Source organism: Rhizobium sp. AC27/96 (assembly GCF_001692325.1).
Classification (GTDB): Bacteria; Pseudomonadota; Alphaproteobacteria; order Rhizobiales; family Rhizobiaceae; genus Rhizobium.
In genome coordinates this window covers 13,808-38,860 of record NZ_LXKN01000016.1, presented here as the reverse complement: position 1 = coordinate 38,860, position 25,053 = coordinate 13,808, and the positions used below count along the sequence as shown (strand labels likewise).

Sequence of the window (25,053 nt, the reverse complement as noted above, 5' to 3'; positions counted from 1 at the left end):
TTCACCTTTCAGAAGGCAAAAAAAATGAGCTCACCAAAATGGCGCCGAGACTCTTGACGAAGATTCATGGAAATGCGATTCTCTGTCTTGCTACAGAACAGATAAGGGCTTCCACGACGGCGACGTTGAGGGGGCTCTTTTCTTTTGCGGTTTTGACTCCGTGGCTTGTTGATCCAGCGTGCTATTTCGCTGAGCGGTGCTCGCGATACAGTTTTTCAAGCTTCTCCAGGACGAGCGCGGCAAACTCAGGCGCTTCTTTCCTGTCGATGGCGATTTCCAGTTTCCCGTCCGTGTTCAGCACTCTCGCAAGGCGCTTTCCGTCGTCGGCGGTCCACACGTCAACAGCCGCTCGAGCTGGCCGCGGTTTCAAGTGCGCGACAACAGCCTTGAAGCGTGCCTCAGAGGGGAGGGCCTTAGTTTCCGCCGATTCGAGAAACAGCTTGGCCGAATCGAGCGATCCGTCCTTGGCAAGCAGGTCTGCGAGCTCAACCCAGCTTCGGCGCCCCACACCCGGGGCGGCACCGATTGCATTGATTAGATCCCGGGGGATCCTGACCACGACAGACAGCATGTAAGATAGATCGCTCTTATAGACAGACAGGGCCGACATGATGACGTCCCTGGAAAAGCGCTGCTGCAAATTGTCGGCAAAGAGGGCTTTCTCGATATAAGTGAGATCCTCGCGCTCGTTGTTCTCCTGTCCCTGCGCCACAACGAGTTGCTCATCCGTCAAATCGCGAACGATTGCCTTGACCGGGCGTTTAAGCGCCTGAACGGCGCGAAGCCGACGGTGACCAAACGCCACTTGATAGCGGCCGGCCTGGTCCGGGTGCGGGCGGACAAGAATAGGCACCTGCTGGCCTTGCTCCTTAATCGAACTAATCAGCCCGTCGATATCGCCGGGCATGCGGTCTTGCACAAAGGAAGGCTCGACCTCGCCGGGGTCGATCTCGATCACAGTCTGGCCCTCTGCAAGTCGCCGCTCGATCTCATCTGCACGGGCCTGACGGGCCTTCTCCTCACGGATCGTGGACCCGACCTGCTTGACAAGCTTGTTGTCCGCCGAGGATTCGTCAGACTGCACAGACGTTGAAAGCAGCGGGCGGCCCTGTGTCTTTGCCGGACGCGCAGCATCGACCTGTACGAGGTTTAGAAGGTTCTTCCGGCTCATGCGGCTCTCCCCCAGGATTTCTTGATCAGGGTTTCGATTTCCTCATTGACGTTGTTCATCGCCTCGAGGGCACGGTCGTATGTGCTGCGCGTAAACTGACCTCTCTCGACCTCGTAAAGGGTCTGGTTGGTCAGTCCGGCATCAGAAACGGCCGTCGTCTTGAGCATTGGGAAATTTAAGACGTGGGAACCAAAGATCGACCGCAAATAGCCCACCATCTGGTTCTGCGGCCCATCGGCAGGCTCAAAGCGCGTAATCAGGTAGCGCATCCACGAAAAGTCGACGTTTCCCCCCGCTGTGGCCACCTCCCGAAGGAGCTCAGCCACCATCGCCAGGAACTGGTTCATCGACATAACGTCCAGCATCTGGGGATGAACCGTCACTATCACCGACGTCGCCGCGGTGAGGGCGGACAGCGTGAGATAGCCAAGCTGCGGCGGGCAGTCGATGACAACCACATCGTAGTTGCTTTCAACCTCGTCCAAAACCTGGCGAACCCGGTCGAAGAACATCACATCGCCTACTTGGCGCTTCATCAGCGCGCGCGGGGTATCGTGCTCAAATTCCATAAGCTCCAGATTTCCCGGGATCAGGTGGAGATCGGGAATGTATGTCGAACGGATGATCTCCTGGACGGGCCGGCGCTCGTCATCATATCGGATCGCGCCGTACATGGTTTCGTTGGAACCGACATCCAGTTCGGGCTGGTTGCCGAAGAGCGCCGACAGGCTCGCCTGCGGATCCAGATCGAGAGCAAGAACCCGGTACCCCCGCAATCCCAGATACTGCGCCAGGTGCGCCGCCGTTGTGGTTTTGCCGGAGCCACCCTTGAAGTTCATGACTGATATAACTTGTAGCGCTTCGCCATCGCGTCGGTGCGGAAGATACCGCCTGTCAGCGCGGCCGACACGATCGAGATGCCTGCGGATCTTGTCGATGTCTTCGACCGAATACGAACGGCGGCCGCCCGCCGTCGTGCTCACCTCAAGATCTTCGATATCGTTCGATACCTGACGAAGGTAGACCTCCTTGACACCCACGAGCTTGGCAGCTTCTGATGGCTGGAAATGCCGAATCCCTTTCTCGGCAACCGGTGGGAAAGTGCTCAGGTGATGAGCTTGAAGCTGCGCTGCAAGCGCAGAGGAGTGCCGTTCGATGAGTTCGACCAACGTCTCCTGTGCCGCCAATTTTTTCTCAGCCGTTCGCTTCATTTTTCAGCCCGATATTTCACAACAGCGCTTTGGGGCGGCCAAAACCGATTTACACCGCTGTTGCAATAAGCCCCGATTCTGGCGTGCGGGCAAGCTATTTATGGTAAACGAATTCTTAACGAACCTGCTGGTCTTAAAGGAAAATCGGCTCTCTTCACCCGCAAATTCCAAGCGAAACAAGCGTTTGACGTATTTAGGCGCACATCCGAAAGTCCTCGCAAAAAGCAGTTGAGAATACAGGCGCATGCCTCGTTTTCCTGCGTCGGAGCTTGCTTTCGGGTGGAGAACCGAGCGACTCAGTGCGGTGGCGTGTCCAGCCCACAACCTTATTCGACTTCAAAGGCGCCGCGGATAGCAATACCGACAAAACAAATGACTACGAGAACAATCGGGCCGCGCGCCCGGTCCGTCGGGTAGCGCTGTTGTAATAACTCGACGCCTGCTGCACCGAACGATGACGAGATTGCTCCATCGCCTCCGGAAGAGAAATGCCCCGATTGGCGGCTTCGGTCAAATATCCAGACCGCAATCCGTGTGCGGAAAACTCCCCACGCTCTAATCCAGCCAGTTCCACCCGCTGCTTGATGATCGCATTGACCGACTGCGGATCGATCGCCCGTCGCGAAACAGTACCCCAGCGCCCGATTCCCCTGAAGACGCTGCCCTTGTCGATCTTCACCGCCGCCAGCCAGGCCTTCAACGCCTCGACAGGCCGACCTGTGAGGTAGACGACGTCATCCTGCTCGCCCGTCGTGTTTTTGGTTCGGCCGAGATGGATGGCGAGTGAGGGGAGGGGAGGGCCCTCGGGCGCCTCGACAGGCGGCTCGACTGTCAACTGCTCGACGCGTAAAGCGGCAACTTCACTGCGTCGGCGGCCGCCGGAGGCAAAGGCGACCATGAGAATTGCTCGGTCGCGGACATCACGCAGGCTGTCCGTTGAGCACGTCGCCAGCAGCTTTGCCAGAACGTCGCCTGTGACGGCCTTGGCGCTCTTCCGCTTTCGGGTCCGCGGGACCGCGCGCACGGCAAGGCGAATGGCGGATTTGAGGGCAGGGGAGGCGAAGGCGCCTTCGAGGCCGCGCCATTTCGTCAGTGTCGACCAGTTGGCCAGGCGACGGCGCACGGTTGCCGGCGCATGCGGGCCGGTCGATTTCAAGAAACCCTGCCGGCGCAGATTGTCGGCGACGTCGGGCGGCATGCCATGATCGAGATCGACTGCCCGCTTTTCCGGATCCCACAAATGTTGCGCGACGAATTTGAGCAGCAGCGCCTCGGGCGCCGGCCAGGGCAGTGATTTTCCGGTGGCCGCCAGTCCCCAGGCCTCGAGGTAAGCGAGATCGGAGGTCAGCGCTCTGAGTGTGTTGTCGCCCATGCCTTGGTTGACGAGATGGCGCAGCGTCTCGACATCCTGGTCGGTCAACAACTCCGCGAGCTCGTCGCGCCGTTCTAGCGGCAGGACGGCGGCAATGTTGTCGAGTTCTTCCGATCGGCGTTGGACGGCGGATTTCTGCGATGGCGGCATTTTGGCTCCTGATCGGGCACACCGAGTGTCGATCCGCTTGATTGAGCAGAATCAATTCCGTTGGAATGTTACAGCTTATTCCCTGCCAGGATCATTGGAATCTTCCGGATTCGCCGGAATGCGCGATGTGTGGACATGTTCATCATTCAACCGTTAACCATACGGCGTAAGACGCCACACAAGGACGCCTATTGTCTGAACAGACATCCTTGCTGAAGATGCGTATGGCGATCACGTTGTTTTTTAGATTGCCTTGCCGATCAGCGCGCCGACGATGCCCGTGGTCACCATCGCAAGCGCTCCCCAGAAAGCCACTCGGAATGCCGGCTTCGGAACGTTGGCACCCCCGGCGCGTGCGCTGAGAGCACCAAGTAGAGCCAAGGCGACAAGCGACACTGCCGGAATGGCCAGATGTATTGAACCGCCAGGTGCCAGAATGGCGGTGAGCAGTGGAATGGCCGCGCCGGTCGCGAATGTTGCGGCTGACGTCAACGCAGCTTGTACCGGACGGGCGGTGGATGTGTCGGTGATACCGAGTTCATCGCGGGCATGTGCGCCCAGCGCGTCATGGGCGGTCAACTGCCGCGCCACCTCAAGCGACAATTCCGGCGACACACCACGGGCTTGGTAGATGCTTGCCAGCTCCTGAAGTTCGAGTTCGGGGGCGTCTTCGAGTTCACGTTTCTCGCGCGCGAGGTCTGCGGCCTCGGTATCCGACTGTGAGCTGACGGAGACATATTCACCAGCTGCCATGGCCATCGCGCCGGCTGCAAGCCCGGCGAATCCGGCGACGATAACCTCATTTGCTGTCGGCGAAGCGGAGGCGATCCCGACCATAAGGCTGGCGGTGGAGATGATCCCGTCGTTTGCGCCCAAGACGGCGGCGCGCAACCAGCCAATGCGATCTATCGAATGTCGTTCACTGTGGGTCATTGCTACCAGCCTTCCTTGCGACGAGGGAGAACCGCGAATGTTCGCGTTATTTTAGAAGCATTCTAATTTTGACATACTGTCGTGTGCCGCTACGAAAATCTGATCTCGAAGGTTTGGCCCGAAGACGCTTCCGACCTGATCAGAGAAGCTCCATGAAGTTCGGCGATGCGGCCAACAATCCTCAGCCCTATGCCAAGCCCGTCGTGCGAGCGCGTTATACCGGGAGCCCGCGTCGTTGACGGTGGATAACGATCCTCGATCGTGATGCTTCTTTCACCGACCTTCAAGGAGATCACCGAGTGATCCGGGGTGTGCCGAACCGCATTCTCGATCAGATTGCGCAGAGCATCTCTCAAGAGAGATGGCGCTCCCCTCACATGACTGCTTGTGACATCTGGTAAGAGTTCCAGCGTGTGTTCGTTATCGTACACCCACGGAGCCAGCTGTTCGACCACGGACGATGACAACGCGACCAGGTCGATATCCTCGAACATGCCGTGGTCGACGCTGTCCAGTCGTGCGAGTGCCGTGATCTGCGCGACGAAACGCACGAGATCATCGAGGTCAGCCTCCGCTTTCCTCGCGCGTGGATGATCGATCTGGCCGAGTTCGAGCTTCAGCGCAGCGAGCGGCGTCCGGATTTCGTGGGCAATCCCCGACGTCAGCACCTTCTGTGAGGTCATCAGTTCGCCCACGCGTTCGAACGCCTGATTGACCGCAGTGGCGAGATGGGCAATCTCTCGCGGCATATCCGAGGGGTCCAGATGCGACCGCGAATCCAGGGGATCGATGCGGTCGGCGGCGTCGGCGGCCGCGCGCACCGGCCGCAGGGCCTGTCGTATTGCAAACAAGGTTCCGCCGAACACCAATAGCAGCAGAATGCTCATCGGCACGATCATGTGCTCCAGCACTTCGTTCCAGAGGACATCGGACATGACGTCGGCGGTATCGTCGATCGTCGCGATGTCGACCAGGAAGCGCCGTTCGCCAATCATGAACGCCCGTCCACCGACGAGCGAAAGCGGTTTGCCCGGTTTGATCGATCGCAGCCAGAAGTCCGGCGGGTTAACGTCGCGCGGGAGGAAATGATCCTGACATGCCCTGTCACAGGATTCGAAGACCAGCGTTCCGTCAGCGTCGCGTATCCGGGCGACATAGCCCGTGCTCTCGTTTCGATAGCGATCCTTCACGCTGTCAGGCAAACTGTAGTTGACCAAGCCGTTGTCGATCGTGATTCCGGATGCGAGGCGCTCGGTCTCTTGTTCCACGAAAAGCCGTGAGAGCTCGCCGACATTCCAGTAGTAGTCCGCAAAGACGTTGGCGAGTTGCAGGAGCATGGCCAGCACCGCGAAGAAGGCGATGCGACGTGCCAGAATGGCTCCAAGTGTCGGACGCAGGCGGCTCAATCCCGAACCTCGCGCATCAGGTAGCCAACGCCCCGTATCGTTTCGATCGACGCGCGCGTCGGGTGGCTTTCGAGTTTCTTGCGCAGACGGGATGCCGCCAGCTCGACGGCGTTGCTGCTCCTCTCGTCGCCGAACTCGGAGAAGGCGTGCTCTATCTTGGACTTGGAAACGACCTTCCCGCCATTACGCATCAGGAGTTCGAGCAGTCCTTTCTCCGACGGAGTGAGCGCGATCTCGTTGCCCGCGCAGAAGACTTGTCGCGACGCGACATCGAGCGTCAGCGCGGCGAATTCCAGGACGGGCATCGCGGTGCTGGGCGATCGACGGATCAGGGCCCGTATGCGGGCGGTGAGCTCCCCATTGTGAAACGGTTTCGTCAGGTAATCGTCCGCGCCCGCATCGAGACCGGATATTCGCTCGTCGATCGCAGCCCTGGCCGTCAGCACGAGGACCGGCGTTTGTATGCCGGCAGACCTCAAGGATTTAAGGACGGGAATGCCATCTTCGTCAGGCAGGCCGAGATCGAGGAGAAGAAGGTCATACCCATTCTCCCGAAGAGCGAAGCGTCCTTCTTCGGCGGTTCCGAAGGCGTCGATCTTCCAACCCTCCTTGCGCACGAGCTCGCAAACGAGTTCGCGAAGCCGGGCGCTATCCTCGATCAGCAGAATTCTCATGCCTTCTTTCGACCTGTTACCATAGACCACACCAGGTTTTCCCGATGCCTCCAGCTCTCCACGATGGCTGCGCCGGCGTGGATGAAGGCGAGCACCATAATGCTGTTGGCAATCGTGCCGTGCAATTGCTCAAGCCACTTCTCTCCCCAGAAAGCATCGAGCGTCGTCATCCATCCAGTCAGAGCGGTCGTCGCCAGAAGCGCCATCAGGAGGAGCATCATGACCGAGGCCAAGGGATTGTGGCCGAGATAGCGCTTCTCGTTTCTGCTGACGATAGCCCGAAGCTGATTTTTCAACCTGCGGGGGGTCGGGAAGAAGTCGGAGAACCTTGCATGTCGGGTGCCGACGAAGCCCCAGATCATCCGCACGGCAATGGCGGCCGCGACAACATAGCCCGTCATGCGATGCCAGTATTTTCCTTCTTCAAGGATGAAGAGGTTGAGCATGCAGGCAGTCACGATGGTCCAGTGAAAAATCCTGACCACCGGGTCCCAGACCTTTATGTCCTGCTGGCCACTGTTGGAGGGCGAGCCGCCCCCCGGTCTTGAACGGATGGCGGTCATCGATCAATCACCCTTCTGGACAATGTCGCCGGAGACAGGGTTGAAATAGACCTCGGCGCGCTTGCCATCCTTGTCCTTGCCGTAGATTTCGTAGCAGTTGCCCGTGACCTCGAACGTCTTGACCTTGTAGCCGAGCGCGTCGATCTTGGCCTTCATGGCGTCTTCGGTCATCCACTTGGACTTGGGTTCCTTGGTGCAGCTCGGGCTAGCGAAGGCCAGTGCCGGCGTTGCTGCGATGACTGCGACTGTGGCGATGAGTTTCAGCATGTTTCGATCCTTTGGTTACACCCGGTCGGGCGACGACCGATGGATAGCGGCGGTTTCCTGTCTGTTTGCTGTACGGCCATGTACTTGGTGATGAGCCGCCCAATCCGCACATTGGCACAGCAGCCACGTCGCCAATCTCTCGATGAGGCGCAAAAATCACGTGCTGCGTGGTGGCTGGCCAGTGCCATGCCGTGATCTGCCGTTTCTCATCGCAGAAGTGGTGCATGGCAAACTCGATGTGTCTTCTGACTGTCATCGTTGCGGGGCATTCTGCTAGGTGCAGCGATTGATCGTGGCCGAGCTGATAGCTCGGCTAGGAGGTTCCAATGGCGCAGACACCCGACAGGATGCTTGTCAGAGAGGCCGCTTGGCAAAAGGCGGTTAATCGCGAAGCCGTCATCCGGCCCATCGCTTTCGAAAAGAAGTTGACCGCTCCGGACAGACTTGCCGCGTGCAGGGAGTTGGGCCTCAAGCCAACAAGGTTCTATCAGCTGCTCGCCCAATTCCGGCGAAAACCGGTCACCTCCTCATTGCTGGATGAAACGCCCGGGCCAGAGAAGGGGAGGCGGCTCTTGTCATCGGAACAGGAAGATGCCGTCACCTGCGCCATCCAGGAAACCTATTGCCGTCGTGAGCGGCCGACGATCACCGCCGTTCATGATCATGTCCGCGTCATTTGCCGTCAGCGAGACATACCTGCACCTTCCTGGAAAGCCGTGAAGGTTCGCATCGATCGCTCCGACCAGAAGAAGCTGGCCAAGGCCCGAGAGGGGGCCAGCGTCGCCCGTCAGCAATACAAACCCGTTACCGATGAGTACTCAGCCGGAGCCGCGATGGAGGTCGTTCAGATCGATCATACCTTGGTCGATCTCTTCGTTGTCGACGCTGTAAACCGCCAACCATTGCAGCGTCCCTGGCTGACGTTGGCGATCGATGTCGCCAGCCGCATGGTGGCCGGCTTCTACCTGAGCCTTGAACATCCATCGTCAACGTCGGTCGCCTTGGCCATCCGGCACATGGTTTTGCCGAAGACATCGTGGCTCGCGGAGCGAAACGCGGCTGGCGACTGGCCCGTCCACGGTCTGCCCACCGCCATCCATCTCGATAATGCTCGGGAGTTTCGGGGAAAAGCGCTGGCGTGGGGAGCGGCCGAGCACGGCATCAATCTCATCCATCGACCAGTTGCTCGCCCACATTACGGCGGTCACATCGAGCGGCTTATCGGCACCATGATGGGCGCCGTTCACTTTCTGCCCGGTTCAACGTCGAGCGATATTGGCTCTTGTGGCGATTACAATCCCCAAAAGCATGCAGTCATGACTTTTGACGAGCTGGAGCGGTGGCTCACCCTTGAGATCATCGGCCGCCATCACGCTGATATCCACCGGGCGCTAAAAATTCCGCCTCGGTTGGCCTGGGAAGATGCCGTCCTCTCGCGTCGGGAGCCTCTGCGGCTTCCCTATGACGAACACCGTTTCGTTCTGGATTTCCTGCCGTTCGAGGAACGCATCATACGTCGCGACGGACTGCACCTGTTCGGCCTCAGATATTGGGATGATGTCCTGAGCCCGTTGACCGGTGTTCCGGACAAGATGCGGGTCCGTTACGATCCTCGCGACATTTCCTGCGTGTTCGTCGACGGGCCAAACGGCGAAAGCTGGCCGGTTCGGTTTGCAGACCTCAGCCGGCCGCGGATCACGCTCGGCGAGCACCGGCAGGCCGTCGCCGCTTTGAGGGCTCGTGGTCTGCAATCGGTCGATGAGCATCTAATCTTCGAGACCATCGAAGCCCAGCGACAAATTGTCGAGGTGGCAGGCCGCCAAACACGGAGCATCCGCCGGGGAGCCGAGAGACGGTCGCGAGCGCTGGCGGCGACCGACCGGCAGCATGTGGAGACAATAGATGATGCCGACGAGGACAATTTCTCCGATCTGGCACCGTTGTCGGTGGAGGAATGGTCGTGACGGAGGACCCCCATATCCTACCAGCCTATCGCCAGTATGCCGAGATGGGGATCGAAGAACGGGTCGCCTGGATCCGTGCCGATCGCTGGTTGGAGACAGCCGATGCAAAAGCTGCGCTGACGCGGCTTGAGGATCTGCTCTCCTATCCGCCGCGGGACCGAATGCCCTGTCTGCTTCTCTACGGCGATACCGGCATGGGAAAGACAAAAATCATCAGAAAGTTTCTTCGCAATCATCAGCCCGTCTTCGATCGTGGAACCGGGGTGACGAACATGCCGGTCGTGGCAATGCAGATGCCAGCCGAACCCGTCGAACGCGATGTCTACGGTGAGCTCCTCAATGCACTGAGTGCACCGGGCCCAAGTGGAGACGCAACTTACCGACTGAAGACTACGTGCCGAACCCTGATGCGGAGGATGGGTGTACGGATGCTGATCATCGATGAGATCCATGCCATGTTGACGGGGACATATCGGCAGCAACGAGTCTTCCTCAACGTCATTCGCTTTCTGGCGAATGATCTGAAAGTCCCGTTGATCTGCGCCGGGACCGATCTTGCCCGACAGGCGCTGTTGACGGATCCGCAGCTTGCCGAAAGGTTTGAAGCCCTTCACCTGAAGCGCTGGTCCAATACGCAGCAGCTTGCCCAATTGCTCGCAAGTCTCGGGAGCATACTGCCTCTGCGTGAGCCATCACAGCTCGGGACCGCAGCAGTGCGCCGCAAGGTGCTCGATATGACCGACGGCGTTACGGTGCGAATTTTTCGCCTCATCGAGACTGTTGCGGTCGAAGCGGTCCGGAATGGGAACGAGAGGATTATCTTGGAGAGCTTCGACGCCGACAACCTTGTCCTACCTTTGGTCGCGATGGCGCGGCGCAGTGAAACGCGCCTGCAGCGCCGTGCAATCCCGTGAGACCGGTGCGGCTGCTGGCGATCGCCCCACGGCCCTATGAGGATGAACTTCTCAGCTGTTGGCGTTGGCGTGTAGCGAGCCATTACTCCAGCTCGCCCCGGCAGATCGAGAACTGGATACGTGGTGCTTGGGACGTCTCCAAGCCGCATCTCCTCAGCGATGACATCCCGACCGAACCATCGGCGGCCCGTTTATGGGCGTTAGCCTGTCGCCTGAAGCAAGCAGATGTAGAGCGACTGTCTCTGCAGAATACCCGGCGCAGCAGGGCGTCATTTGTCAGCGAACCCGCGCACCGAGGCGTTTGTCCGACATGCCTTGACGAGGATGCCGAGGAGGGGAGGGACCACTATTGCCGACGGTCCTGGGCATGTGTCGAGGCCGTGGTCTGCCCCCGGCACAAGACTGGGCTCGAGATCAACTGCGGCGGATGTTTCCGCAGCGGGCTGTTTCAGTTTCGGTCTACGCCTGCCGGCCTCGCCAGACTGTTTTGCCGTGAATGCGATGCTGTTATCTCGGCGAGGAGGTTCCAGCGCCGCGATCAAACAGACTTGCTGCAGGTCGCCTCGCTTATCGGCGAGGCCATCGGCAAGGGCGGACCGCGGTTTGAGCGTATCGAGACGGCAAGCCGATTCCTCTGGTCGCCTCAGCCGGAAGGGATGCCCTTTATCACCGCGCTGGGCTTACCGCTGCCATATGGCCAGCGACCGTCAGTTACAGCAGGGGCGGCGGCGCTCGCCAGCCTTCCACCAGCATGGCGGGCCGTGACCATTACGGCCATAGCCGACCTCCTCTTTGAGGAGACCGCCACGGATCCTCTACTCTCTGCCTCTCTCCGTGAAGCCTTCCGCCAATTCGAGCGCGGGCCGGTCCGAGCGTATCATCAGGCGCCTCCTCAAAGGCTGGCCGCGTCTGTCCTAAATCTCCGTGCGGAAACCGAATACCGGCAGCTCGCTCGCGGCATTGTTGAAAGCGAAGGCTGGAAATCTCTGCCGTCCAAAGCGGGGCGCGCAAGAAACCGGGCAATCGGCAGGCTGATGCTCCGCGCCCTCAATGACGAATGAGGCCAAATCGATGTGCTTCGTCCAGCAGGTGGCGAACAGAGGAAGGCTGCCATTTGCGCCCACCGCGCGCCGGCCGCTCTCCCATCTGATCAAGCTGGGCGGCAATATCGCGCAGCGGCGGGCCGGGATCAGCAATGGCAATCGCCGCAACGAGCTTAATCAGGTGATCTTACGGGGCGCGACGGAGCGAGCGCGCCAAAAGCTTGGGGTCGGCCCGCTTCTCGCGGACCATCCGATGCACCGCATAGCGCAGGCGTTCCTTCATCCAGTCATGGCGGCTAGCTACGCCACGCCGTATTGTTGATCGCGACGATGGACGCGGGGAGGCGAGGGGCCTTTTTTGGTCCTGAGCCCGCTGCAACGGCGGGATCACAGGGCGCGCTTGAAACATTCACAATATACGTTATATTAGAATGTATAATGTTTCATCTGACTTCGGAGCCAGCCATGTCTATCATTAAGATTTCTGAGAAGCTGTCGGTCTCGCCGCAGCCGAGCGTCGACGACATCAGGTCCCTGAGGGACAGGGGATTTGCTATGCTCATCAACAACCGCCCGGACGCTGAGGACGCGACACAGCCGGGATCGGAGGCCGAACGCCAAGCAGCCGAACATTGCGGCCTCTCCTACTCCTTCGTTCCGGTCACGCTCGGCACTGTCACCGAAGCGGACGTGCGCGCGTTCCAGAAGGCGCTTGATGCCTCCGAAGGACCGGTTTTCGCGCACTGCAAGTCGGGCACGAGATCTCTCAGCCTGTACTTGATCGGTGAGGTTCTGGACGGGCGGATGGCTGCCGAAGAGGTCGCTGCATTCGGACGTGCCCACGGCTTTGACGTCAGTTCCGCTGCGGCTTGGCTCAAGCAGAACGCGGCAAGCCGACCGCATGTGAAGGGCTTCTTCGACAAGCGCACCTGGAGCGTCCAGTATGTGGTGTCCGATCCCGCAACCGGCAGCTGCGCCATCATCGATCCCGTTCTCGATTTCGATGAGAAGGCGGGAGCCACTGGCACCATCAATGCCGACGCGATCCTCGACTACGTCAAGGAGAATGACCTGACGGTCGAGTGGATCCTCGACACCCATCCTCACGCCGATCATTTCTCCGCAGCCCAGTATCTCAAGGAGAAGACCGGTGCCAGAACCGCAATAGGCGAACGTGTTGTCGATGTTCAGAAGCTCTGGAAGGGCATCTACAACTGGCCCGAGCTCGCCACCGACGGCGCGCAATGGGATCGGCTGTTCGCGCATGGAGAGATGTTCAAGATCGGAACCATCGACGCCAAGGTGATGTTCTCGCCAGGCCATACGCTCGCTTCGATCACCTATGTGGTCGGAGACGCAGCTTTCGTCCACGACACCCTGTTCATGCCTGACAGCGGCACGGCGCGCGCCGACTTCCCCGGTGGCGACGCCCGCATCCTTTGGAAGTCGATCCAGGACATCCTTGCTCTTCCGGACGAGACCCGCATCTTCACCGGACACGACTACCAGCCGGAAGGTCGCGCTCCGCGCTGGGAGAGTACGGTGGCCGAGCAGAAGAAGTCCAACCCGCATCTTGCCGGCGTGACCGAAGAGCAGTTCGTGGCGCTCCGGACGAAGCGCGACAAGACGCTGCCCATGCCGAAGCTTATCCTGCATGCCCTGCAGGTGAACATCCAGGGCGGTCGTCTGCCTGAACCGGAAGCGAATGGCATGCGCTACCTCAAGTTTCCGCTCGACGCATTGCAGGGAGCCGCATGGGAATGAGCACCAACTCAGAGAACGTGATGAAGGTGCAGCTCTCTCCCGCCCAGATGGCCGGCCGGGCCGGCGAGGTTGCCGATCTCCTGAAGACGTTGTCTCACCAGGCCCGGCTGTTGATCGTGTGCACGCTGGTCGAGGGCGAGTTCTCGGTCGGCGTGCTTGAGGAAAAGCTCGACATCCATCAGCCGCATCTTTCGCAGCATCTGACCGTGCTGCGAAACTCCGGCATTGTCGACACCCGGCGGGACGGAAAGCAGATCTACTACCGACTGACCGAGGAGAAGGCCGCGCAACTGGTCTCCGCCCTCTATGACATCTTCTGTGTAAAGGAAGCGACATGACCATCTATCTCCAGTCGCTGAGCGGCGGCATGCTGATCGGCGCCTCCGCGGTCATGCTCCTGCTTCTGAACGGCCGGATCGCCGGCATCAGCGGCATCGTCGGCCGCCTTGCCCAAGGTATCGGCCTGATCACCAATCTTGCGTTCGTGCTTGGCCTCGTGCTCGGGCCGCTCGTCTACCTGCTGCTCGCCGGTGGATGGCCGACCGTCGAGATTACAGCGGGCTGGCCGCTGATAATCGTCGCCGGACTGCTGGTCGGCTTTGGCTCGCGCATGGGATCCGGCTGCACTAGCGGCCACGGCGTGCTGGGGCTTGCCCGCCTTTCTCCGCGATCGATGGTTGCTGTCGCCACCTTCCTATCGACCGGGATTATCGCAGTCACCGTTCTACGAGGTATCGGATTATGAACAGAAACATCTTTCAGTTCGGCGCCGCCCTCGCCTCTGGCATCGTCTTTGGTTTCGGACTGTCGCTTTCGGGCATGCTCAATCCGGTTCGCGTCCAGGGCTTCCTCGACGTCTTCGGAAACTGGGATCCAAGCCTTGCCTTCGTCCTAGGCGGCGCCGTCGCCGTGGCCTTCATCGGAGTAAAAGTGATGAAGCGATTGCGCCGTCCCGTCTTCGACGACACCTTCCACGTGCCCACGAACCGGAAGATTGACGTGCCGCTGGTCATCGGCTCGGCCCTGTTCGGTCTCGGCTGGGGGATCGGCGGCTTCTGTCCCGGCCCGGCCGTCGCCTCTATGTCGGTCGGTATTCCACAGACGCTGCTGTTCGTGGTCGCCATGCTAATCGGCATGACATTCTACGACCGGGTTTGGAGCAGAAGGACATGAGTGACTCCATTCTACTGGCCGTCGGTTCCGGCGGGATCGTCGGCTTCATGCTCGGCCTTCTCGGTGGCGGCGGCTCGATCCTGGCGACCCCGCTCCTTCTTTACGTCGTCGGCGTCGCGCAGCCGCACGTGGCCATCGGAACCGGCGCGCTTGCAGTCTCCGTCAACGCCTTCGCCAACTTCGCGAGCCACGCCATGAAGGGGCACGTGTGGTGGCGCTGCGCCGCGGTTTTTTCGGCGCTCGGCGTCCTTGGCGCGCTGGCGGGCTCAAGCCTCGGTAAGGCGATGGACGGAGACCGGCTGATCTTCCTGTTTGGAATTCTGATGGTCGTCGTCGGCGTCCTGATGCTCAAGCCCAGGAAGCCGACGTCGGCCGAAAACCGGCCGGTCGACCTTAGGATGTGCTTTATCACAGCCGCCGTAGCGCTGGCCGCCGGAGCGGCGTCAGGCTTCTTCGGGATCGGCGGAGGCTTCCTGATCGTGCCGGCTCTGATGCTGGCGACCGGCATGCCGATGATCAACGCGATCGGCACTTCGCTCCTATCCGTCGGCGCCTTCGGATTGGCAACCGCGCTGAACTATGCCGCGTCCGGACTGGTGGACTGGTGGCTTGCCGCAGAGTTCATCGGTGGCGGCATCGCAGGCGGCCTCCTCGGCTTGACACTGGCAACGCGTCTGAGCGCCTACAAGAACATACTCAACCGACTGTTTGCGGTGCTCATCTTTGTCGTCGCAGGTTACATCTTCTACCGGAGCGTGGCATCCAGGACTGCAGGGTGATGCTGCGCCTACAATGACGCGTTCGTGCGGCGTTGCGGAGCCCAACGCGGTGACGTAGCACCATCAAGGATCCGTCAGTCCCGAAGAAGCCCGAAGCGAAATGCCTCGTCCATGAGCGCTTTTACTGACGAGGGCTGCCATTTCCGGCCGCCGCGAACCGGACGCTCTCCCATCTGATCCAACTGTCCGGCAATGTCGCGCAGTGACAAGCTCGGATCCGCGATAGCGATTGCCGCAACGAGCTTCATCTGGTGATCGTCGACCGGCCGACGGGGAGAGCGGGCCAACAATTCGGGGTCCGCGAGCTTTTCGCGAACCATCCGATGAACCGCGCGGCGCAGGCGTTCCACCGTCCAGTCATGGCCGCGGCGATTGAGAACCCGTACAACGTTGTCCCAGCTATGTTGCGGGCGGAGCTGTCGCACCATCGGCAGCCAGGTCTGCGCGGACGAGATCAGCTCGTCGAGATAGAGTTTTTCTCGTGCCTTCGACACCGCCTTGATTGCCTCTGGCCGCCGCTCTCGCAGTCCGGGGTTGCCCGGCAACTTGCCACGTGCTTTCGCGGCCTTGATACCTGCCTTGGTCCGTTCGGCGATCAGCGCCCGTTCAAGCTGTGCGACGGCGCCGAGAACCTGGAGGGAGAACATGCCCTGCGGTGTGGACGTGTCGATCGGATCGCGGATCGATCGGAAATGGACGCCGCGCTCTTCAAGATCCTCGATCACTTGCAAGAGATGACTGACCGAACGAGCGAGGCGATCCAGCCGGACGACGACGAGCACGTCGCCAGCGGCGAGCTCGCCGAGCAGTCTGGTCAGAACCGGCCGGGCCCGTGATGCGCCGGATCCGTGCTCCTGAAATATCCGCTCGCAGCCGGCCGCGCGCAACTCGTCCATCTGTGCGTCATGGACCTGATCGTCGGTGGAGACGCGTGCATAACCGATAAGACGTCTGGTGGCCGGCGACGGTTTGGCGGCTTGCCGTTTTGCCATGGTTTCTCGCCCAATTTTCCGGTGCTCTGTACAGATAATGAATGCGTGAGAAAATGAACAGTTGCAAGCGTGTTTTATCGGGCAAATGCAGCCCCGCCAGACACGAAATCCAATGTCGAACGGGCATCCGGCAGCAATCGGCGTGAAACGCACCCTGGCGGCCATCCTTGGCGGAAATGCCGGAAACTAGGGCGTTCGGGGGAGGGGAGGGGTAAGAAGCGCTGACCGAGGGAGGGATTGCAGAGAAATCCGCGCTGGCCTGAGAGAAGAGTGCCCCTCGCCGAGGCTCTTGTATCCACCGCTATTCCGCCGATCCTCGCCGAAAGCTGCCTGAAAGGCCGGAAAACCAAGCGTTTCCGCTCATTCAGGCCGACCGACATCTGATTTGCGCCGCGAAATCAATCTACCATCGATAAGGGTTACTTATCGATGGTTATAGCCGCACCTAACAATCATACCATGTGAGGAACAGTAATATTGTACTAGAGTTCCTTTAGCAAATCATTTACCATGATTTCAATGGCTTACGATCTCGCGAGAATCAGCATGACAGCCCTGATGCCGCCGGCTTTCGACGCCGGTGTCGCGCTTACCCGTCTCGACGAGCGCATCGCCCGTTCACCGGTCGGCGCCGGCTTCCTCGAACGCCAGAATTTCGCCGACGCCTGCGCCTCGCTGTGGATCGACGGCGAGCTCGTCCATCTCGAAGACCTCGTCCTCCACGATGCCACCCGCGATATCCGCACCCCAACCCACGAACTCACCATTGCCCGCGACGTGCTGCGCACCCGCCGGCGCATTGTTGCGCAGTCGCCAGATTGGGCGTTATCGCCAGAGGGTATCAGAATTCTGCGACAAACGTCGGACATCACTGCGACCGGCGCCGAGGCGATGGAAGCGGCCGGCGTCATTCCGCCGGCGGCCGCGGTGAAGTATCCGGAGGGGGAGGATGTCGAAGACGTCGAAAATGTTCCCGGTGTTGATCTTGCCGCCATCGATGCAGTGCTCGCCCGATCGGAGGCGGCGATCGAAAACGCGACGCGTCCCGGCCGCGCCGGTGGCCAAGACAAAGATCCGATGATCTATGATCTCGACTGGGACGAGGATGCCCGGCTCGACGAATGGCGCGGCGTGCTGCGGCAGGCTCAAGATATGCCAACAGTGCTGCAGGCGATCGTCGCCCTCGATGCCTGGAACGAGATTTCGGTCCTTCAGCACGCACCATGGCTCGGCCGGCTGTTTGCGGCCTCGATCCTTCGCCAGGCCGACGTCACGACCGGCGCGCATCTCGCCGCCATCAATCTCGGCCTCAAAACCATTCCCGTCAATCGGCGCCGCCACCGCGACCGGGAAACCCGACTGCTCGCCATTGCCCACGGTCTTTTGGCGGCCGCCGAGATTGGCCTGAAAGAGCACGATCGGCTGACGCTCGCGCGAAAATTGTTCGAGCGGAAACTGGAAGGGCGACGGACGTCATCGAGATTGCCGGAACTGGTGGAGCTCGTCATGGCAAAGCCGCTTGTTTCAGCCGGGATGGTGGCGAAAACGCTCGAGGTCACGCCGCAGGCGGCGCGGCGGATCGTCTCGGAGCTTGGCCTGCGCGAGATGACCGGGCGGGGGAGGTTTCGGGCGTGGGGGATACTCTGAGCGCTGAAAAAGCTGCGTCCTCCGCGGATCCGCGTCCCAGGCTCGCAGGGTTCAATCCCAATATTTCAGCCGAGATGGTCGTTCACCGAGGCTTCGCAAGGCTTCTCGGGCAGTCCTCTTTCCTCTATGAAAGGGAGGGAAGGCGGAAATCCTGACCAGCCTCCGAAACCTTGATTACATATTGGCCAACTTTCGCTGCGACGTCGAAGCTGATCCGGCCACGACCTAATTTCTCTGTTATGTCCTGCCGCATCACTGCGAATACAGAATGCCGTCCGCCCAAGGTTGATCGTAGGAATCGGCGCTAGAACGGGATATCGTCGTCCAGATCTCTCGAAAAGTTTCCGCCCGTGGATCCGATCGTCGTGACGGTAACTTCGCCCTCAATGATCGCGAACGGCGATGCGCTTCCGACGACATGGTGACGTCGTGCCAGGCGCTGTGCCGTCTCCGTGAAGGGAGTGGTTCCCTCGTTACCATTGGCGATCATCAGTCCGGCCTCTGTGTAATAGGAGATCAAACGTTCAAGTGTGCTCCGCGAGATTTTGAAGCAGCCAGTCGTGTCGACTGTCGCCAACTCTCCCGCGATTGCCGACGCGATCATTATGCATGAGTCGTCGTGATCGATGTTGAAATAATACTCCCCATTCCAGTCGTTCGTGGAGACGTCGAGATTGGAGAAGAATAAGGGAAAGAAGGATATCCAGGACCCCTGGATTTTGGCGGAGCTCCCGCGCTTCTTGTCATTGCTCGAGGTCAACGGAAGTAGCGTCAGAGTAATTAGCTCATCGGCGTTCGGTAACTTGGGAAGCGGTATCTCTACGCTGAGATTTCCCAGCGCAACACGGAATTTTTCATTTTCTTTGCGGACCTCATTCAATTCCTCAAGCGTGTCGATACTTGCGACAGCGTCTCCTCGAATCCAGCCTACACGCGGCTTGGTCGCCTTCGCGTGATCTAGGGCCTCACGAACAGCCAACTTAAGATCGCCGAGTGTCGTCCAAGTCTTCCGCAGGCGCTTGTGCTCAGCCTCCTTGATGAAATCTTTCAGAAATTGCCGTCCCGCATCAGCTGGCTCGAGCTTCTCGGCCGGGATCTTTCCCGGTTCTCCGTGAAGCATCACCAGAACAGGGACACCTTTCTCCACGGCATATCGAAACTCTTTGTGGGTATAGCTGATGCCGTCTTCGGCCGGGCTGCCGTAACGTCCCGCGATGATAAGGACGTAGTAGTCACACTTGTCGATCAGGGACTTGATAAACTCGAACTGATCTTCGTCGGCGGCTGGAAAGGACTCCATTTGCACAGGAAAGTCCCCCATGCTTATGATTACATCCTGTACCGCGCGGCGCTCTTCGCGGAGATCCTGAAATGTCGAACTGATGAAGACCTGATACCGCTTGTCGTGCACGTTTGGTTCCTCTGAGGCCAACGGGGTAAAACATTAGTTGTGTCCGTCGAAAAGGTCCATGACTGCAGGTAAAGGTGGCTACGCGGCACGCAGTACTCCACAGCTTCCCCGGTGCGCTGGTCCGAACCGAACTGGAGCGAGTCGGCGGGTATCTTCAGGAAATATATCGAAGTCCCATGTTTATCAGCCCCGATACGGCGCTCGCTCTGAAAAAAATGTATCTGGCTATGACAGAATCCTGCATGTTCGGGCCATCGAAACAGCACACGATGATCGATCAGTCCTGAAGGAGAGCGGCCAAAAGTGACATGGAAACAGGTCGATATGGAATCCATGGTAGCCGGACCAATCGCGCAACCGCTCGTCGGTAAAAGTGCGTCATATCCGTTCCAAGTCTCCATCGCATGTTGGATTGATCTGCTGGGTTATGGTGGCATGATTGCAGCTGCGGATTTCAATCCGCTTCACGCCAAATCAAAGGAGGCGTTGCGGCGGCTCCGCGGTTTTCATAAAATCGTCGCAAGCCACAGTGCGCGCCATTTTCCGACGCTGGTCATGAACGATGGAGCGGTCGCCTACCGCGATCTTTCGCTGAGATCGCCTTCGGTAACGTACGATTTCCTGGTACGCTCCTGGGGCCTGTTCAGCGAAATCAAAGACTTCGAAACCGCCGCTGGACATCCTGGCGCCCGCATGGTGTTGGCTTGCGGATTTCGCATGCGCGGGAGGCGGGCGGGCATGGATGCCTCGGCTAGCCAGTTACGATCCATACTCGCCCGATTGGAGGAGGGTCGGATCAACTCGGAGCAGGCCGTTCGTGAAGCGGCATCAGTGCGACCTACCTTTGACATCATCCCACAACTCCAGGCGAACTTTGCCTTCACCAAGGCCTATGTCGCCGAGTCGTCGGGAAAGGCAGGCGGGATTGCGGGTGCAAATTTCTACGTCGATCTGGCGATTTTCGATCGACTAGATTTGGACTGGATTACGCTTGGCGAAGCGATCAATTGGTCGCATCCAAGGCTTGGACTATCTGCAGACTTTGCGTCCGTACTGGGCATCAATTGTCGAAATCGGACCCCGGTTTCTCCTGAAGGCGTTCGCGATGGTCTGCAAATCGCTGAACAACTGACCAGTGATCCCAATGTTCTTCACGCCCTGAGGCAAGCGAAGGACATATAGAAATGCGCGCGAGTGACCTGTACGCCTTGAAGGCGCACATGATTGACAACGAGAAGACTTTAGCCTATATTCCGTCAAAAGATGGAGGCTGACGTGCCCAGCATAGCAAACGAGAACAGTGAGCGTATGAGTTTGAGGGTGCCTGCCACGGCCAAGGCTAAACTTGTGCGCGCTGCGGCGCTTCGTAATACCGATCTGACGGATTTCGTGACGCAATCCGCCCTGCGAGAAGCAGAGGCTGTGATCGAGGAAGCCGAGACGATAAAAGTGTCGAAGCGCGATCATCTTCGCATTCTTGAGCTTCTGGAAAATCCGCCTAAACCTAACGCCAAGCTGCGCGCGGCGATTGCCGGTTTGCCTGGCAGCCTATGACTTTACCTGCATGGCATGAGGAACCGATCGCTAAGTCTCACGGTCGGGCAGTCTTCGATTGCGGCGACGCCCAGATGAACGAGTTCCTGCTCCGCTTTGCCCGACAAAGCCATGAACAGAATGCCTCGAAGACCTTCTGTGCTATCGACGACGCAGTGCCCGGCCGTATTCTTGGGTTCTATACAATCGCGCCTTCGGCAGTCGATCATGCGACTGTGCCTGATGCAATGACACGCGGTCTTGCCCGCCATGATGTGCCGGGCTTCAGGCTTGCTCGACTGGCTACCGACCGCACGGTTGCCGGCCAGGGACTGGGAGGCCGGCTCCTAGCCGCCGCAGCGCTCCGCTGCCTGCGACTTGCAGGTGAGGGCGGGGGACTTCTACTGATCATCGATGCCAAAAGCGAGCGAGCCGCCAACTGGTACGCTTCCTATGGTGCCGAACCTTTGAAGGACAAGCCGCTAACTCTCGTAATGCCGCTTATCTCCTTCGCGGCCGACTTGCGTGCCAAAGGTCTCCTATGATCCCTTAAGGCGCGGGAACACGATTGATTTCGCCGCATTACGAACTATCGCATCGTGATGATCATCTTGAGGATAAGCTGTACCACCAATGACCATATGGCGAGCCGGCGCCTGCGGCGGCCCGGCTAGAGAGGAAAAAGGCCGAAGCGGCCTTCGTCAGCCATTCCGGAGAAATGAATGACCCGATTGCCGAGTTCGACATCGGACGGCGGATCCATGTTCTCAACGATGATGGCTTGTCGGTCCCTGTCGAGGCCGAGAAGGTATCTGTAAAAGTTCCCATTTAGATTAGTGTCGCTGAGATCATCCTCTGCACCGTCGGGCTCGCGGTAAGATAGCAGAGGAGAGTCAAGCACAACGATCCCGGGGTGAGGCAGATCATTGTCGGCGCAATATTGCATAAGAGAAATCGTGAACGCCGACTGCGTAATGGCCCTGAGCCCTTTTCCGTAGGACGTTCTCGCTTTCCCGGACACCACAAGATCTTTGGCGGTTGTGTCGAAGTGCACATGCTCGACCGCAGGGAAACCCCATTGCCGGAGCACGCTTTCAACACGTTCCGCGAACGGGGCCGCCACGGTATTTGTCAGGCGATTGTTGGACGTGGCATCGCCTGTCCCCCCTTCGTTCTGCCGTTCCAGGTTGGCCTTGCGAGTTGTGAGATCATTCAGATTGCTAAATAGACCGAGCGCTTCGCGTACGTTCGCGCCCTTGTCCGCGAGCTCCTTGTATGTTGCGCGTTGTCTTCTAAGGTCAGGTGATACAACGGTCTCGATCTCAATTGAGAGTTCGCTCAGTGAATTCCTCATATGGGGAAGCGATTTCCGAATTGATTGCGCCTCCGCGTTCAACGCGGCAATTGTAGTCGTCAGCTCGGATTGCCGCGATTCGATTTTTTGCATCTCCGCCTCGGCTGCTGCGACGGTCACCGCTACATCGCCGTGGCAGACCGCACTGGGATCGTGATGGTCGGGCGAAGCACCGCATGTGGGGCAGACCTCCTGTTGGAGAACCGAAAAAAAGCTACCCGCCTCGCGGATACCTAAGAGGCGCTCATAGTCCGAAATGTAGTGCTCCCGTAGAAGATTGAAGCGGTCAAGCAGAGTGGCAATTTCCGTGTATCGATCGTTGGTAATCTCGAGCTTTTGGATGATGGCCCGCCTTCTGGAGGAGATCGCCTTGAATTTTTCCTCGGTGAAGGCGAGCTGTTCGGCGCGATTGTCCATCGCTCTCGTAAGCCGCTCCTCCTGATCAGACAGTTCGTCGCGTGAGCCGGATATTGTCGTGATACGTTTTTGAGCATCCGCGATCAGCTGATCGAGAAGATCGATTTGGGCCAGTCGCTTCTGGTCTTCGGCGGACGTGCTTTTGCGTGACAGGAGCGCTGTGTCATCAACGCCGGTCAACAACATCGTGAAGACGGACGTATTTGCCGTATTCGCCGTATAGTTCCCATCGGACAGGGGCGAACGCTTCTGGATGATCTCCTCCTCGTTGACGATCGCCAGCCGCGCAATGTTTCGGAAGCTCAGCGCCTGCGTTTCATCCTTAGCATTCTTTTTGATCCGCTTGTTTGAAAGGCCGATCTTGGAAAGAAGAAACGACGAGAGGTTCGTTTCATCGCGCTCGTTGTGAATTTCACCAAGGGGAGTCCCCTCAGCATCCGGGATCGACGTATGCAGACCCTCGAAGGCCTGGAACTGTCCACCGGCCATGCTTCGAAGCAACGTCGTTTCCGATCCGTCGTCGAAAGCAATCGCGAGCAGTACGCGATCATAGCCGTTCGCCTGCGGGATATCGGGAAGAGGGGCCTTGCCGCCGAGCATAAAATCTATCGCTTCGACAATATAGGACTTCCCTGTGTCGGAAGCCCCATAGACGACATTAAGGCCGGACTGAAACGAAACGACCGCCGGTTCTTTTCCCGAGCCGTGAAAGCAAAGGTGACGGATCTGGAAGCCTGAATATGTCATTATGTCGGTCCGGATGCTTCGTCTTGAAATTCAGAGACCCAGTTGGTGAGAAGATTGCGCATCAGATCGTCAAAAGCTTCATCATCGCAGTTCTGGAAGTAACCTGCGAGCCATTCGGCGCGCTCGTACAATTGTCGGAGATATGGCGTTTGAAGCGCGGTGACAAAAAACTCCGCATTGTCTCCAGCCTGGAACAGGATCCCGCTTTCATCGATAACCTGCTCGACTAGCCCTCGGGACATCATCAGCGCCACGGCAGATTGAACAGACTTTCTTCGGACCTGCGTGACGGGTGACATGATCGGCGTCGGGGGATGCAGGTCCGCTGGTCCGTCGAGGACACTCGTTCGCACGACAAGATAATCCATGGCGGTCAGCCGGTTCAGATCTACCGCCCGGGGGAAATGCGCATGCAGAACGAAGACGGCCCTCACGCCCGTTTCGAGCGACCCGTTGAAAGCCGAGACCGTAGGCTTTAACGGCGCCATGTCAGCTTCCCATCGTTCGCAAGCTGATGACAAATTCCCCGGCGGTCGGTGGGAAAAGCGCTTCTGTTCAGAGGATGAGCGTCAAGAACTAAGGACTGCGCTTTCTCGGTTACGGCGACGACGCGCGCATATCCGTCCGCGTGTTCTCCGTCGTGAGTGTCCAGCACCCCGTCCAGTATCTCGTTTTGCAACCCCTCAAACGTACCAGGCTCCACTTTCTCGCGCACGAAGACCCGCAGGGACTCCGCATGATAAAAGGCCTCACGAGATCGATGAAAATGGGATTTCAAACTTGCCCATTTATCGAGATGCGAGACCGCAACGATTGTCTCGCCTTTGTGCTCTGCATAGGCATCGAGCAACTTGCTTGTATAGGTCGCCTCCGTCTCTCCGATCTCGACAGGGACAGCGTCGGGCCTCGGACGGGAGGGCAATCCGCCACCGAAGCGGCCGATGTGATAGGGCGTTCTAGAATGGGCTTCGATGATCGTTCGGGGCTGCTCGGCCGAAAAGATCCGAAAATCGAAATCCCCGACGTAGTCGAGGAATTTTCCCTCCAGGGTGACGGGCCCGGTCGAGGTGATTTTTCCGGAGATGGTTTTGTCCCACTCCGCAATCACCCTCGCTTTCAGTTTGTCCGCATTCGAGAGCAAGAGCGACAACGATGTCGAAGCGCCTTTCGGCGCGATGAACCGACATGCCCTTGGAGCTTTGTATTCTTGTGAGAAAGAGTACCAGAGCATCTTCCCGATTTCAGGCGCGACTACGCCGAAACTCAAGGGTGACGTGTAGTGCTTGCACTGGTGATTGTCCCAGACACCGAGCAGCTGGTCGGCGTCACAGAACCCAGCAATATCGATGCCTTTATCTCCCGCACCGGTCGGTCGCATAACGCTGACATACGTGGTTTTGAGCGAATGGACCCATTCGTCAATGAACGTTTCCCATTCGCTGGCTTCATAAATCTGGATGATCTTGAGAGGGTCGATTTTTGGCCCGTTCTCGAAATCGCTTGCCAGAATGATTCTTGCTGATGGCAGGTCTTTCACCGCATTCTGTAACGACATCAGAGTTGCCTGC

The 25,053-nt window shown here is 58.9% G+C and carries 26 protein-coding genes and 2 pseudogenes; 14 read left to right on the top strand and 14 right to left on the bottom strand.

Features of this window, described 5'->3' with window-relative positions; translation table 11 throughout:
- Window positions 1-181 precede the first annotated feature (181 nt).
- A complete protein-coding gene (gene repB / locus A6U86_RS12990) occupies window positions 182-1,171 on the bottom strand; it encodes a plasmid partitioning protein RepB (RefSeq protein WP_047636053.1) in 990 nt (329 codons plus the stop codon).
- Window positions 1,168-2,382, bottom strand: coding sequence for a plasmid partitioning protein RepA (gene repA, locus A6U86_RS12985; RefSeq protein WP_047636054.1), 1,215 nt, complete (start codon window positions 2,380-2,382; stop codon window positions 1,168-1,170). The genes repB and repA overlap by 4 nt, the downstream gene beginning before the upstream one ends.
- On the opposite strand from repA, the gene A6U86_RS35610 reads away from it, so the two are divergent.
- Window positions 2,327-2,614, top strand: coding sequence for a hypothetical protein (locus A6U86_RS35610; protein ID WP_168600371.1), 288 nt, complete (start codon window positions 2,327-2,329; stop codon window positions 2,612-2,614). The two genes, repA and A6U86_RS35610, sit on opposite strands and share 56 nt — an antisense overlap.
- Window positions 2,615-2,758: 144 nt before the next feature.
- Here A6U86_RS35610 and A6U86_RS12980 read toward each other — a convergent pair whose 3' ends face one another.
- The 6 genes from A6U86_RS12980 to A6U86_RS12955 form a co-directional block, all read right to left on the bottom strand.
- On the bottom strand, window positions 2,759-3,904 hold the full coding sequence (locus tag A6U86_RS12980; RefSeq protein ID WP_068391581.1) for a site-specific integrase: 1,146 nt from the start codon (window positions 3,902-3,904) through the stop codon (window positions 2,759-2,761).
- Window positions 3,905-4,147: 243 nt separating this feature from the next.
- A complete protein-coding gene (locus A6U86_RS12975) occupies window positions 4,148-4,837 on the bottom strand; it encodes a VIT family protein (protein WP_047636056.1) in 690 nt (229 codons plus the stop codon).
- Between the two features lie 89 nt (window positions 4,838-4,926).
- Window positions 4,927-6,243 (bottom strand): ATP-binding protein, encoded by a 1,317-nt coding sequence (locus tag A6U86_RS12970; RefSeq protein WP_047636057.1) that lies wholly within the window; start codon window positions 6,241-6,243, stop codon window positions 4,927-4,929.
- Window positions 6,240-6,917, bottom strand: a complete 678-nt coding sequence (locus A6U86_RS12965) for a response regulator transcription factor (RefSeq protein ID WP_047636058.1) — start codon at window positions 6,915-6,917, stop codon at window positions 6,240-6,242. Before A6U86_RS12965 ends, A6U86_RS12970 begins: the two co-directional genes overlap by 4 nt.
- Window positions 6,914-7,480 carry a cytochrome b/b6 domain-containing protein gene (locus A6U86_RS12960; RefSeq protein WP_047636059.1) on the bottom strand — a complete coding sequence of 189 codons (567 nt, stop codon included), beginning with the start codon at window positions 7,478-7,480 and terminating at the stop codon, window positions 6,914-6,916. Before A6U86_RS12960 ends, A6U86_RS12965 begins: the two co-directional genes overlap by 4 nt.
- Window positions 7,481-7,483: 3 nt before the next feature.
- Complete coding sequence (locus tag A6U86_RS12955; protein WP_047636060.1) at window positions 7,484-7,747, bottom strand: PepSY domain-containing protein; 264 nt, start codon at window positions 7,745-7,747, stop codon at window positions 7,484-7,486.
- Window positions 7,748-8,073: 326 nt separating this feature from the next.
- Between A6U86_RS12955 and A6U86_RS12950 the strand changes: the two genes are divergently transcribed.
- The 4 genes and pseudogenes from A6U86_RS12950 to A6U86_RS35840 all read left to right on the top strand — a co-directional run bounded on the left by A6U86_RS12950 (window position 8,074) and on the right by A6U86_RS35840 (window position 11,686).
- The gene (locus A6U86_RS12950; RefSeq protein WP_047636061.1) at window positions 8,074-9,711 is read left to right on the top strand and encodes a Mu transposase C-terminal domain-containing protein; all 1,638 of its coding nucleotides are present in this window, start codon (window positions 8,074-8,076) and stop codon (window positions 9,709-9,711) included.
- On the top strand, window positions 9,708-10,625 hold the full coding sequence (locus tag A6U86_RS12945) for a TniB family NTP-binding protein (RefSeq protein WP_244509911.1): 918 nt from the start codon (window positions 9,708-9,710) through the stop codon (window positions 10,623-10,625). The genes A6U86_RS12950 and A6U86_RS12945 overlap by 4 nt, the downstream gene beginning before the upstream one ends.
- Window positions 10,622-11,023: pseudogene (locus A6U86_RS36150) on the top strand (TniQ family protein); the annotation flags it as partial. The gene A6U86_RS12945 and the pseudogene A6U86_RS36150, both read left to right, overlap by 4 nt.
- 150 nt (window positions 11,024-11,173) lie before the next feature.
- Window positions 11,174-11,686 carry a hypothetical protein gene (locus tag A6U86_RS35840; protein ID WP_236774530.1) on the top strand — a complete coding sequence of 171 codons (513 nt, stop codon included), beginning with the start codon at window positions 11,174-11,176 and terminating at the stop codon, window positions 11,684-11,686.
- Here A6U86_RS35840 and A6U86_RS35835 read toward each other — a convergent pair.
- A pseudogene (locus tag A6U86_RS35835) lies at window positions 11,673-11,960 on the bottom strand (recombinase family protein); the annotation flags it as partial. The gene A6U86_RS35840 and the pseudogene A6U86_RS35835 sit on opposite strands and share 14 nt — an antisense overlap.
- A gap of 173 nt (window positions 11,961-12,133) precedes the next feature.
- Between A6U86_RS35835 and blh the strand changes: the two are divergent.
- From blh to A6U86_RS12910, 5 genes are read left to right on the top strand one after another with little or no spacing between them, the layout of a single operon-like run.
- A complete protein-coding gene (blh, locus tag A6U86_RS12930; protein ID WP_047636078.1) occupies window positions 12,134-13,432 on the top strand; it encodes a bifunctional sulfur transferase/dioxygenase Blh in 1,299 nt (432 codons plus the stop codon).
- Window positions 13,423-13,770 carry a sulfite-sensing transcriptional repressor BigR gene (gene bigR, locus A6U86_RS12925; RefSeq protein ID WP_112636353.1) on the top strand — a complete coding sequence of 116 codons (348 nt, stop codon included), beginning with the start codon at window positions 13,423-13,425 and terminating at the stop codon, window positions 13,768-13,770. Before blh ends, bigR begins: the two co-directional genes overlap by 10 nt.
- Window positions 13,767-14,177 (top strand): YeeE/YedE family protein, encoded by a 411-nt coding sequence (locus A6U86_RS12920; RefSeq protein ID WP_047636066.1) that lies wholly within the window; start codon window positions 13,767-13,769, stop codon window positions 14,175-14,177. Before bigR ends, A6U86_RS12920 begins: the two co-directional genes overlap by 4 nt.
- Window positions 14,174-14,605 carry a YeeE/YedE family protein gene (locus A6U86_RS12915; protein WP_047636067.1) on the top strand — a complete coding sequence of 144 codons (432 nt, stop codon included), beginning with the start codon at window positions 14,174-14,176 and terminating at the stop codon, window positions 14,603-14,605. The genes A6U86_RS12920 and A6U86_RS12915 overlap by 4 nt, the downstream gene beginning before the upstream one ends.
- A complete protein-coding gene (locus tag A6U86_RS12910; RefSeq protein ID WP_183079491.1) occupies window positions 14,602-15,384 on the top strand; it encodes a sulfite exporter TauE/SafE family protein in 783 nt (260 codons plus the stop codon). Before A6U86_RS12915 ends, A6U86_RS12910 begins: the two co-directional genes overlap by 4 nt.
- Before the next feature lie 74 nt (window positions 15,385-15,458).
- Here the strand turns inward: A6U86_RS12910 and A6U86_RS12905 are convergent, their stop codons facing one another.
- The gene (locus tag A6U86_RS12905) at window positions 15,459-16,376 is read right to left on the bottom strand and encodes a recombinase family protein (protein WP_047636069.1); all 918 of its coding nucleotides are present in this window, start codon (window positions 16,374-16,376) and stop codon (window positions 15,459-15,461) included.
- Between the two features lie 510 nt (window positions 16,377-16,886).
- On the opposite strand from A6U86_RS12905, the gene A6U86_RS12900 reads away from it, so the two are divergent.
- Complete coding sequence (locus A6U86_RS12900; protein WP_052227963.1) at window positions 16,887-18,023, top strand: RHE_PE00001 family protein; 1,137 nt, start codon at window positions 16,887-16,889, stop codon at window positions 18,021-18,023.
- Between the two features lie 304 nt (window positions 18,024-18,327).
- Here A6U86_RS12900 and A6U86_RS12895 read toward each other — a convergent pair whose 3' ends face one another.
- Window positions 18,328-19,434, bottom strand: a complete 1,107-nt coding sequence (locus A6U86_RS12895) for a DUF4062 domain-containing protein (RefSeq protein WP_052227964.1) — start codon at window positions 19,432-19,434, stop codon at window positions 18,328-18,330.
- Between the two features lie 303 nt (window positions 19,435-19,737).
- Between A6U86_RS12895 and A6U86_RS12890 the strand changes: the two genes are divergently transcribed.
- The 3 genes from A6U86_RS12890 to A6U86_RS12880 all read left to right on the top strand — a co-directional run bounded on the left by A6U86_RS12890 (window position 19,738) and on the right by A6U86_RS12880 (window position 21,512).
- Entirely contained in the window at window positions 19,738-20,616 is an 879-nt protein-coding gene (locus tag A6U86_RS12890) for a hypothetical protein (RefSeq protein WP_244509909.1), read from the top strand.
- A 93-nt stretch (window positions 20,617-20,709) separates the two neighbouring features.
- Complete coding sequence (locus A6U86_RS12885) at window positions 20,710-20,988, top strand: DUF1778 domain-containing protein (protein WP_015633362.1); 279 nt, start codon at window positions 20,710-20,712, stop codon at window positions 20,986-20,988.
- Window positions 20,985-21,512: a hypothetical protein gene (locus A6U86_RS12880; RefSeq protein ID WP_047636070.1), complete on the top strand. Its 528-nt coding sequence runs from the start codon at window positions 20,985-20,987 to the stop codon at window positions 21,510-21,512. The genes A6U86_RS12885 and A6U86_RS12880 overlap by 4 nt, the downstream gene beginning before the upstream one ends.
- A 125-nt stretch (window positions 21,513-21,637) precedes the next feature.
- On the opposite strand, the gene A6U86_RS12875 is transcribed toward A6U86_RS12880, so the two are convergent.
- The 3 genes from A6U86_RS12875 to A6U86_RS12865 are packed head-to-tail and all read right to left on the bottom strand — an operon-like array spanning window position 21,638 to window position 25,040.
- Window positions 21,638-23,485 (bottom strand): AAA family ATPase, encoded by a 1,848-nt coding sequence (locus tag A6U86_RS12875; RefSeq protein ID WP_047636071.1) that lies wholly within the window; start codon window positions 23,483-23,485, stop codon window positions 21,638-21,640.
- On the bottom strand, window positions 23,485-23,973 hold the full coding sequence (locus A6U86_RS12870; protein ID WP_068391577.1) for an ABC-three component system middle component 2: 489 nt from the start codon (window positions 23,971-23,973) through the stop codon (window positions 23,485-23,487). Before A6U86_RS12870 ends, A6U86_RS12875 begins: the two co-directional genes overlap by 1 nt.
- Window positions 23,961-25,040, bottom strand: coding sequence for an ABC-three component system protein (locus A6U86_RS12865; RefSeq protein WP_244509907.1), 1,080 nt, complete (start codon window positions 25,038-25,040; stop codon window positions 23,961-23,963). Before A6U86_RS12865 ends, A6U86_RS12870 begins: the two co-directional genes overlap by 13 nt.
- Window positions 25,041-25,053 lie beyond the last annotated feature (13 nt).